Raw genomic sequence first — 5,415 nt, forward strand, 5'->3', positions numbered from 1 at the left:
CGTCGTAGGCTTTAAAACACGTTATTTCACTGCTACTCACGCTGAGGCCTCATCATAAATATTTTCATAAACGTAGTTTGTCGCCTCAATAAAGCCCGGCACACTGCCACAATCAAATCGCTTGCCGCGGAATTTATAGGCAAGCACACAACCATTCTGAGCCTGTGTCATCAGCGCATCCGTCAGCTGCACTTCACCATTTTTACCTGGCGGGGTATTACGCAAAATTTCGAAAATATCGGGAGTTAAAATGTAGCGACCAATGACCGCCATATTAGTCGGCGCGTCTTCCGGCTTGGGCTTTTCCACCATACTGCTAACGCGGTACAAGCCATCACCCATCTCCTCACCAGCGATTACGCCGTACTTTTCAATATCCTCCATCGGCACTTCTTGGATAGCCACTATACTGCAGCGAAACTGCTTGTAAAGCGCAACCATCTGCGCCATGACGCCATCATCTTTTTGGTTTAGACACAAGTCGTCTGACAAAATAACGCCAAAGGCCTCATCACCAATCAAGCACTCCCCGGTCAAAATGGCATGACCCAGGCCTTTCATTTCGCGCTGACGCGTCATCATGAACGTGCCTTCGTTTAGCACATTGCGAATACATGCGAGATAGCGCTCCTTGCTGGTGCCTGCTATCTGATTTTCTAATTCGTAGCTAATATCAAAATGGTCAGCGATTGCTCGTTTACCCCGACCAGTCACTAATGCAATTTGCTTTAAGCCCGCTTGAATAGCCTCCTCCACGCCGTACTGCACCAAAGGTTTATTCACTATTGGCAGCATTTCCTTAGGCATGGATTTGGTTGCGGGCAGAAAACGAGTGCCGTAACCGGCGACGGGGAACAGACATTTTCGAATCATATTATTTCCTGAGTGACTGTCGGGAGCCATCCCGAATCCTTTTAACGAATGTTAACACTGGGGGTATTCTCCCAACAGCGGCGACACTTGGCAAGCACCGCCCTTTATCCACTTTTGTAACAGCTCAATGACAGCAAGCATCACGCCAATGTTGACATTTTAATGTGCCATCCAAAACCTTCGTGCTAAGATAAGCGCTACATTTTCAAACTGAAACTATGGCCTCATGTCTCTAATCCATCAAAATAGCTTTACCAAAGAAGAACTCATCGACTGCGGACACGGCAAATTATTTGGTCCCGGCAATCCTAAGCTCCCCGTAGACAATATGCTAATGGTAGACAGAATTACCCATATTAGCACTGAAGGCGGGAGTTATGATAAAGGTGTATTAGTCGCGGAACTCGACATCAATCCTGACCTCTGGTTTTTTGATTGCCACTTTATCGGCGACCCAGTGATGCCTGGCTGCTTAGGCCTCGATGCCATGTGGCAGCTGGTTGGTTTTTACTTAGGCTGGCGCGGCAACAGCGGCAAAGGCCGGGCACTCGGCGCGGGCGAAGTAAAATTCACGGGACAGATCCTACCCGACTCCAAGCTCGTCACCTACACCCTTAACTACAAGCGTCTTATTGAGCGCAAGCTTATTTTGGGTATCGCCGACGGCGAAGTCGCGGTTGACGGCAAAGTTATCTACACCGCAAAAGATCTACGTGTCGGCTTATTTAAAGACGACGCCAGTTTTTAAAATTCGCTAAAAATTCAACTAATACTATAGATAAGATAATGAGGTATCCGATGAAGCGTGTTGTCGTAACCGGTATGGGGATTGTTTCCAGCATCGGCAATGATTTGGCAGAAGTACTCACATCATTGCAAGAGGGTAAATCGGGAATCGCGTTCAACGAAGAATACAAGGAAAAGGGGTTTCGCAGCCAAGTTTCTGGCTCCATCAAAAACCTCGACCTTAAAGAACGCATAGACCGCAAACAACTTCGCTTTATGGGTGACGCTGCGGCGTATGCCTACATCGCCATGCAAGAAGCTGTTAGCGATTCTGGCCTAGCTGAAGACCAAGTAAGCAATGTTCGCACCGGTATTATAGCTGGCTCGGGCGGCGCGTCGTCGGCTAATTTAATCGAGTCTGCTGACACTCTAAGAGAGCGCGGTGTAAAACGCATTGGGCCCTATCGCGTCACTCAAACTATGGGCAGCACAGTTTCTGCCTGCCTAGCAACGCCCTTTAAAATCAAAGGTGTTAACTACTCGATTTCCTCTGCCTGCGCCACCAGCGCCCACTGCATTGGCAACGCCATGGAGCTTATCCAGCTCGGCAAGCAAGACGTCGTTTTTGCTGGCGGCGGCGAAGAAGAACACTGGTCCTTAAGTTGTTTATTTGACGCCATGGGCGCACTGTCGACCAAATATAACGACACCCCGGAAAAAGCGTCACGCCCTTACGACGCCAACCGTGACGGCTTCGTTATTGCTGGCGGCGCGGGCATGATCGTCCTTGAAGAACTTGAGCACGCCAAGGCTCGCGGCGCCAAAATTTACGGCGAACTCGTCGGCTATGGCGCGACATCCGACGGCTATGACATGGTCGCCCCGAGCGGTGAAGGCGCTGCGCGCTGCATGGCCCAAGCCCTGCAAGGTGTGGATGGTGACGTTGACTACATCAATTCCCACGGCACGTCGACGCCAGCAGGTGACATGCAGGAATTAAAGGCAGTTAAACAAGCTTACGAAGGCAAAACGATTCCAACAATCGGCTCAACCAAATCCCTTGCCGGCCACTCACTCGGTGCTACCGGCGTACAGGAAGCCATTTTCTCTCTATTAATGATGAAGCATAATTTTATTGCCGCATCAGCTAATATTGAAACGGTTGACGAGGAGGCTGCAGGTGTACCAATCGCCCTAAGCCGGCAGGACAATGTCACGTTAAATACCGTGATGTCGAATAGCTTTGGTTTTGGCGGCACCAATGCAAGCCTAGTATTTCAACGCTACCAGGCCTAGCGCTTGCGGACCACTCATGCAGCGCCCTGCGCTGCATGAGTTTCTCTAGCAACCCTTCCCTGCATTACCTTTCTAGCTAATATCCTGCAAGAAAATCACGTCAACGCGATCGCCTCGGCGCAAGGTTTTGCCAATGGGGATAATCGCTAAAGCATTACACCACGACACCGATGACAGTGCCCCCGAACTCTGTTGCGGATGAATCTCAACCTCCATCCCCTCATCACCCGGTACCACCCTAGCACGCAAATATTCTTGCCGAGTACCCGCGCGCGGCCACTCGAATTGCGCACGCGCCGGCCACTGTGGCGGCAGCAATTTCGTCGCGCCTTGCATTTTCAATAAATAAGGTCGCACCAGTAAGCAAAAGGTCACAAAGCCCGACACGGGATTACCCGGCAAGCCAAAAAATGGCACCTCAAGCACTCGACCATAAGCAAGCGGCTTACCGGGTTTAATGGCCAGCTTCCACAGATTCAAGGAACCCAAGGCCTCTACCTCGGCCTTAACGTGATCCTCCTCACCCACCGACACACCACCGCTAGAGATGACCACTTCGGCACTGGCCGCTGCGCGCTTAAGCGCGTCACGAGTTGCCTCCGGCGTATCAGCAACAATACCAATATCAATCACTTCGGCGCCGAGTGATTCAATTAAAGCAGCTAACATCGGCCGATTAGAATTATAAATTTGCCCGTCAGCCAAAGCTTGACCCGGCTCACGCAGCTCGTCGCCGGTCGACATCAATGCAACACGTATGCGTCGCGCAACTTGCACGGAAGCTATGCCAAGTGAGGCCAGTAAACCGAGGTCCGCCGCAACCAAGCGATGCCCCTTTGCCAGTATTAGCTGACCTCGGGTAATATCCTGGCCCCGCGGCCGAATATGCTGCCCTGTGCGTGGCGTGACATTCACCTGCAGCAGATCACCAATTAACTCACAGTCTTCTTGAGCGATCACGGTATCCGCGCCAGGCGGAATCGACGCCCCGGTAAATATTCGAGCCGCAGTGCCTGCTTGCAAGGCGCCACCCGTCGCACCAGCGGGAATACGCTGACTAATTGGCAGCGGCCTATCTCCGACCAAGTCGTCAATCCGCAAGGCATAGCCATCCATCGCACTATTATCTGCGGGCGGCACGTCAATTTGAGCATAAACATCAGTAGCTAAAATCGCGCCCAGCGCCTGTGCTAAATTACGGAATTCCGCGCCCCAAGATGGAACATCTGCCAACAGCTGGTGCAGGGTGGTCTCGACTGAGCGCAAAGCCACGTTTATAAAACCCCGTCTTTTCGAGTCTTTAACACCCCGACAAAATTGCAAGGGCGGTGGCGACTATCGAGCTGCTCCTGAACGACTGATTGCCATGCAGTCTTACAAGCGCCGGTTGAGCCGGGCATACAAAAAATAACCGTGTTGTTTGCCAACCCAGCAATGGCCCGGGACTGAATTGTGGAAGAGCCGATCTCCTGTAGCGACACTGCACGGAAAACCTCACCAAAACCTTCAATCACTTTATCAAATAACACCGCGACCGCTTCAGGGGTTGAATCGCGACCAGAAAACCCCGTACCGCCAGTAATTAATACCGCCTCTATGTCCCGGTTTGCGATCCAAGCCGACACAACCGCGCGAATTTGGTAAATATCGTCCTTAACAATCTGCTTATCCATTAAACGATGCCCAGCCTCGCCAAGGGCGGTCACCAAATACTGCCCAGAGGTATCGGTACTCTCGTCACGGGTATCCGAAACCGTCAATACCGCTATTCCTAATGGCGTGAAATCGGCGCTGCCACTCATTTCGATGTCTCCTCACAAACCGCTTTTATCATACGCGGCAAATACGCCCGCCATGGCAAACGCTTTATTCCAAAATTTTGCAAAATTAAATCACAGCTTAAAGCGGGCACTTCAGGTACCCAGGATTCCCCGTCTTCGCCCACCTCTAAACTAGCCATCGGTACAACAAATTGCGAAGCGAAGGCACATACCACCTCCGCAAACTCATAAGCAGTGGCTGCGCCACTGCTGTTATAGTGGTAAATTCCGCGAGTAGGCGCACCACAACTAATTTGATCAACCAAGCCCGAAACAACTCTCGCCAAATCCGCTACTGGCGTTGGGTAGACAACCCGAGAGTCATTTAAACATAAAGCCGCGTCGCCCCTCATCGTAGCCAAGCAATCACCAAGAAAATTCCCGCCCTGCGCCGCGATCAATGGTCCGGTGCGCAGCACTAACCCTTGCTGAGTCACATCGGCTAGTAACGCTTGCTCCACAGCGGCAAACTGAGCCCCCGCGACACAGCTAGCATTGGCCATATCAGACTCACACAACTCCGCGCCCCCCTCAGCAACCGCGCCGAATACTCGACCATCACTCAGCAATAAATACGGGACACGCCATTGCCGGCACCGCGCCAAAAACTCCTCGCGCAAAGCGAGTAGACGCTGATGCTCTGCGTCGACAAAACCAGAATTGCGCTGCAAATAACAAAGCGCATCTGCATCAATCACCA

At 51.7% G+C, this 5,415-nt stretch carries 6 protein-coding genes; 2 read left to right on the forward strand and 4 right to left on the reverse strand.

The features are described from left to right. Positions 1 to 36 precede the first annotated feature (36 nt). Positions 37 to 873: a UTP--glucose-1-phosphate uridylyltransferase GalU gene (gene galU, locus ABYT30_RS14950; protein ID WP_373097331.1), complete on the reverse strand. Its 837-nt coding sequence runs from the start codon at positions 871 to 873 to the stop codon at positions 37 to 39. A gap of 226 nt (positions 874 to 1,099) precedes the next feature. On the opposite strand from galU, the gene fabA reads away from it, so the two are divergent. Together fabA and fabB are read left to right on the forward strand one after the other, a co-directional pair. Further along, a complete protein-coding gene (fabA, locus tag ABYT30_RS14955) occupies positions 1,100 to 1,621 on the forward strand; it encodes a bifunctional 3-hydroxydecanoyl-ACP dehydratase/trans-2-decenoyl-ACP isomerase (protein WP_373082902.1) in 522 nt (173 codons plus the stop codon). 50 nt (positions 1,622 to 1,671) lie between these two features. Then, complete coding sequence (fabB, locus tag ABYT30_RS14960) at positions 1,672 to 2,895, forward strand: beta-ketoacyl-ACP synthase I (RefSeq protein WP_373097332.1); 1,224 nt, start codon at positions 1,672 to 1,674, stop codon at positions 2,893 to 2,895. 72 nt (positions 2,896 to 2,967) lie between these two features. On the opposite strand, the gene glp is transcribed toward fabB, so the two are convergent. From glp to ABYT30_RS14975, 3 genes are all read right to left on the reverse strand, one after another. Next, positions 2,968 to 4,167 carry a gephyrin-like molybdotransferase Glp gene (gene glp, locus ABYT30_RS14965; RefSeq protein WP_373097333.1) on the reverse strand — a complete coding sequence of 400 codons (1,200 nt, stop codon included), beginning with the start codon at positions 4,165 to 4,167 and terminating at the stop codon, positions 2,968 to 2,970. Positions 4,168 to 4,169: 2 nt separating this feature from the next. Continuing rightward, on the reverse strand, positions 4,170 to 4,697 hold the full coding sequence (gene moaB, locus ABYT30_RS14970) for a molybdenum cofactor biosynthesis protein B (RefSeq protein ID WP_373084744.1): 528 nt from the start codon (positions 4,695 to 4,697) through the stop codon (positions 4,170 to 4,172). Beyond that, on the reverse strand, positions 4,694 to 5,415 hold a 722-nt coding region (locus ABYT30_RS14975), incomplete at its 5' end, for a sugar nucleotide-binding protein (protein ID WP_373097334.1). The genes ABYT30_RS14975 and moaB, both read right to left, overlap by 4 nt.

Origin of the sequence: Zhongshania sp., from assembly GCF_041623545.1 — a bacterium.
Taxonomy (GTDB): domain Bacteria; phylum Pseudomonadota; class Gammaproteobacteria; order Pseudomonadales; family Spongiibacteraceae; genus Spongiibacter.

Coding starts and splice junctions, on each gene's coding strand:
- galU (WP_373097331.1), bottom strand. CDS start 873: ATGATTCGAAAATGTCTGTTCCCCGTCGCCGGTTACGGCACTCGTTTT.
- fabA (WP_373082902.1), top strand. CDS start 1,100: ATGTCTCTAATCCATCAAAATAGCTTTACCAAAGAAGAACTCATCGAC.
- fabB (WP_373097332.1), top strand. CDS start 1,672: ATGAAGCGTGTTGTCGTAACCGGTATGGGGATTGTTTCCAGCATCGGC.
- moaB (WP_373084744.1), bottom strand. CDS start 4,697: ATGAGTGGCAGCGCCGATTTCACGCCATTAGGAATAGCGGTATTGACG.